We start from the raw sequence: 1,280 nt of genomic DNA, 5'->3' as shown, positions 1-1,280 counted from the left end.
CATTCATCATCGGAAACATCGGACGGGTAGGCTTGGCGCGAAGAGGTCATGCCTCCTCATCTGGATTCCAGACCGCTCAGGTCCATAACAGCCTCTAGATCATCCGGGTCGCCATTGACGAGACCGAGAGGCTGGTCGAGAGGATCACCGCCTGATCGGTCCTCACGACTCGCGTTCACCCCTGGAAGTACCGCCTTACGTTGAGGATCGAAGAGATGGATGTCGTCCTCACGCCCACAGGGTCCACGGGCAATGCCTGGACGCTGGATGACCGTCTGGGCCGGAAGCTTGGGACCGTCACGAAGCCGGACGACACGGACAACGTCCTGATCCAACCGGAACCTGCCGGGCTCCTCAAGTCAGTTAAGAAGGAACATGCCTCGCTCGACGCGGCCATGTCGGCCATTGCGGCCGCCGCGAATGGTGCGTGCACGCTCGACAGCCGGGACTGGGAATAGGGATCCGTCCTGATGTTACGGGTCCGGATACCGCCCCGACGTCGCTAGAACTGGCATGCCAATGTCAGCTGCACCGCCGTCGGCTCGACCGGGTGGAAGTGCCGCTCGGCGGCACCGTCCGCCGCCTCGCCGGGTAGGCGCGAGTTGTAGAAGTAGATGATCTGGTCGGCCCTGGCGTTTGGTAAGGTTGAGGACGTCGAGAGAGAGGCTGATCCCGCTTTCGAAATTATAGCCGACCCGGCCGTTGAGCAGCGCGGTCGGCTTGGAGAGGACGGAGTTATCCTCAATCAGGGGCGCGGCCCCTTTCGCTCCGGCAGGCCGAGACGGCCACGCTGTGATCGGGCAGCGATGGAATGCGCATTCCTCCACCGTCCCACAATGGCTCGCTGCAACCGAGCGGCAGACAACCTGGAACCGAACCCTGAGTTCTGATCGTGCACGAGCTCGCCTCCAACTCCTTAAGGTACGCCACACTCTCGGTTCCGACAGGTCCCCTCGGCGTCTCCTGCTCCTTGCTGGAGGGCTTCGTTGTGATTGCCCGGACTGAGAGGAGCGGTTCGCACTCAGCTGTAAAGCGGACTAATGGGTTTCACCCGACCCCAAACGTCCAGCTAGGCCCAAACGAACCGTCATCAACGGCAGGGTTTCTGCTTCATAGAGGACCCGATCTTCGTCCTTGAAGCGCTGCCGTACATTGCCAACGGGATGCGCTATTGAGGTACGTGGCCTGCCCCCTGAAAAGTGGTCCTCCCTGATGTATGGCCTTGGGCCATTTGGAGGATGTTTTTATGGGACGGAAGAATCATACGGCTGAAGAGATCG

The 1,280-nt window shown here is 60.8% G+C and carries 1 protein-coding gene and 1 pseudogene; one reads left to right on the top strand and one right to left on the bottom strand.

What is annotated here, in order from left to right; all coding sequences use genetic code 11:
• The first annotated feature begins 215 nt into the window (after positions 1 to 215).
• Complete coding sequence (locus ASF22_RS18995; RefSeq protein ID WP_156647872.1) at positions 216 to 458, top strand: hypothetical protein; 243 nt, start codon at positions 216 to 218, stop codon at positions 456 to 458.
• A 44-nt stretch (positions 459 to 502) separates the two neighbouring features.
• On the opposite strand, the pseudogene ASF22_RS25055 reads toward ASF22_RS18995, so the two are convergent.
• Positions 503 to 752 (bottom strand): annotated as a pseudogene (locus ASF22_RS25055) (TonB-dependent receptor); the annotation flags it as partial.
• Positions 753 to 1,280 lie beyond the last annotated feature (528 nt).

This window comes from Methylobacterium sp. Leaf87, from assembly GCF_001422775.1.
Lineage (GTDB): Bacteria > Pseudomonadota > Alphaproteobacteria > Rhizobiales > Beijerinckiaceae > Methylobacterium.
This window is presented reverse-complemented; position numbering and strand designations above follow the sequence as displayed.